This is a genomic window from Pseudomonas akapageensis (assembly GCF_011355085.1).
Classification (GTDB): domain Bacteria; phylum Pseudomonadota; class Gammaproteobacteria; order Pseudomonadales; family Pseudomonadaceae; genus Aquipseudomonas; species Aquipseudomonas akapageensis.
On record NZ_VXCP01000021.1, the window covers coordinates 1 to 3,228 of the forward strand.

Genomic DNA, 3,228 nt, shown 5'->3' on the forward strand with positions numbered 1-3,228 from the left:
AAACCCCCACACTACCATCGGCGATGCATCGTTTCACTGCTGAGTTCGGGATGGGATCAGGTGGTTCCAATGCTCTATGGTCGTCAAGAAATTCTGTAGCCAGAAGGTCTTGTCAGACACTCCAGCGAATCGGGTATGTGATGATTTGTGCGTCGCAAATTTTCGGTTCGTTTCGTCTTCACAACACCGCAATCTGGTTCTTCTTTCGAAGCAAGCAAATTGCTTGGGTGTTATATGGTCAAGCCTCACGGGCAATTAGTATTGGTTAGCTCAACGCCTCACAGCGCTTACACACCCAACCTATCAACGTCGTAGTCTTCGACGGCCCTTCAGGGAGCTCAAGGCTCCAGTGAGATCTCATCTTGAGGCTAGTTTCCCGCTTAGATGCTTTCAGCGGTTATCTATTCCGAACATAGCTACCCGGCAATGCCACTGGCGTGACAACCGGAACACCAGAGGTTCGTCCACTCCGGTCCTCTCGTACTAGGAGCAGCCCCTCTCAAATCTCAAACGTCCACGGCAGATAGGGACCGAACTGTCTCACGACGTTCTAAACCCAGCTCGCGTACCACTTTAAATGGCGAACAGCCATACCCTTGGGACCGGCTTCAGCCCCAGGATGTGATGAGCCGACATCGAGGTGCCAAACACCGCCGTCGATATGAACTCTTGGGCGGTATCAGCCTGTTATCCCCGGAGTACCTTTTATCCGTTGAGCGATGGCCCTTCCATACAGAACCACCGGATCACTAAGACCTACTTTCGTACCTGCTCGACGTGTCTGTCTCGCAGTCAAGCGCGCTTTTGCCTTTATACTCTACGACCGATTTCCGACCGGTCTGAGCGCACCTTCGTACTCCTCCGTTACTCTTTAGGAGGAGACCGCCCCAGTCAAACTACCCACCATACACTGTCCTCGATCCGGATAACGGACCTGAGTTAGAACCTCAAAGTTGCCAGGGTGGTATTTCAAGGATGGCTCCACGCGAACTGGCGTCCACGCTTCAAAGCCTCCCACCTATCCTACACAAGCAAATTCAAAGTCCAGTGCAAAGCTATAGTAAAGGTTCACGGGGTCTTTCCGTCTAGCCGCGGATACACTGCATCTTCACAGCGATTTCAATTTCACTGAGTCTCGGGTGGAGACAGCGCCGCCATCGTTACGCCATTCGTGCAGGTCGGAACTTACCCGACAAGGAATTTCGCTACCTTAGGACCGTTATAGTTACGGCCGCCGTTTACCGGGGCTTCGATCAAGAGCTTCGCGTTAGCTAACCCCATCAATTAACCTTCCGGCACCGGGCAGGCGTCACACCCTATACGTCCACTTTCGTGTTTGCAGAGTGCTGTGTTTTTAATAAACAGTCGCAGCGGCCTGGTATCTTCGACCGGCATGGGCTTACGCAGTAAATGCTTCACCCTCACCGGCGCACCTTCTCCCGAAGTTACGGTGCCATTTTGCCTAGTTCCTTCACCCGAGTTCTCTCAAGCGCCTTGGTATTCTCTACCCAACCACCTGTGTCGGTTTGGGGTACGGTTCCTGGTTATCTGAAGCTTAGAAGCTTTTCTTGGAAGCATGGCATCAACCACTTCGCGCTCTAATGAGCACTCGTCATCAGCTCTCGGCCTTAAGATCCCGGATTTACCTAAGATCTCAGCCTACCACCTTAAACTTGGACAACCAACGCCAAGCTGGCCTAGCCTTCTCCGTCCCTCCATCGCAATAACCAGAAGTACAGGAATATTAACCTGTTTTCCATCGACTACGCTTTTCAGCCTCGCCTTAGGGACCGACTAACCCTGCGTCGATTAACGTTGCGCAGGAAACCTTGGTCTTTCGGCGTGGGTGTTTTTCACACCCATTGTCGTTACTCATGTCAGCATTCGCACTTCTGATACCTCCAGCCAACTTCTCAATTGACCTTCACAGGCTTACAGAACGCTCCTCTACCGCATCACTTGCGTGATACCCGTAGCTTCGGTGTATGGTTTGAGCCCCGTTACATCTTCCGCGCAGGCCGACTCGACTAGTGAGCTATTACGCTTTCTTTAAAGGGTGGCTGCTTCTAAGCCAACCTCCTAGCTGTCTAAGCCTTCCCACATCGTTTCCCACTTAACCATAACTTTGGGACCTTAGCTGACGGTCTGGGTTGTTTCCCTTTTCACGACGGACGTTAGCACCCGCCGTGTGTCTCCCATGCTCGGCACTTGTAGGTATTCGGAGTTTGCATCGGTTTGGTAAGTCGGGATGACCCCCTAGCCGAAACAGTGCTCTACCCCCTACAGTGATACATGAGGCGCTACCTAAATAGCTTTCGAGGAGAACCAGCTATCTCCGAGCTTGATTAGCCTTTCACTCCGATCCACAGGTCATCCGCTAACTTTTCAACGGTAGTCGGTTCGGTCCTCCAGTCAGTGTTACCTAACCTTCAACCTGCCCATGGATAGATCGCCCGGTTTCGGGTCTATACCCAGCGACTAAACGCGCTATTAACACTCGCTTTCGCTACGCCTCCCCTATTCGGTTAAGCTCGCCACTGAATATAAGTCGCTGACCCATTATACAAAAGGTACGCAGTCACAGAACAAGTCTGCTCCCACTGCTTGTACGCATACGGTTTCAGGATCTATTTCACTCCCCTCTCCGGGGTTCTTTTCGCCTTTCCCTCACGGTACTAGTTCACTATCGGTCAGTCAGTAGTATTTAGCCTTGGAGGATGGTCCCCCCATATTCAGACAAAGTTTCTCGTGCTCCGTCCTACTCGATTTCATTGACAAGAGATTTTCGCGTACAGGGCTATCACCCACTATGGCCGCACTTTCCAGAGCGTTCCGCTAATCTCAAATCAACTTAAGGGCTAGTCCCCGTTCGCTCGCCACTACTAAGGGAATCTCGGTTGATTTCTTTTCCTCAGGGTACTTAGATGTTTCAGTTCCCCTGGTTCGCCTCTTGCACCTATGTATTCAGTACAAGATAACCATCTTGTGATGGCTGGGTTCCCCCATTCAGACATCTCCGGATCAAAGTCTGTTTGCCGACTCCCCGAAGCTTTTCGCAGGCTACCACGTCTTTCATCGCCTCTGACTGCCAAGGCATCCACCGTATGCGCTTCTTCACTTGACCATATAACCCCAAGCAATCTGGTTATACTGTGAAGACGACATTCGCCGAAAATTCGCACTTCTTGCTCAATTAAGAGCAGAACTCACAAATTTTACCTTAGCCTG

Annotated in this window: 2 rRNA genes; both read right to left on the reverse strand. The window is 51.3% G+C overall.

Annotation, left to right across the window (positions count from 1 at the left end):
- Nucleotides 1-88, reverse strand: a 5S ribosomal RNA gene (gene rrf / locus F2S13_RS15740); the annotation flags it as partial.
- 146 nt (nt 89-234) lie between these two features.
- Nucleotides 235-3,124: ribosomal RNA gene (locus F2S13_RS15745) — 23S ribosomal RNA — on the reverse strand.
- Between the last annotated feature and the right edge of the window lie 104 nt (nt 3,125-3,228).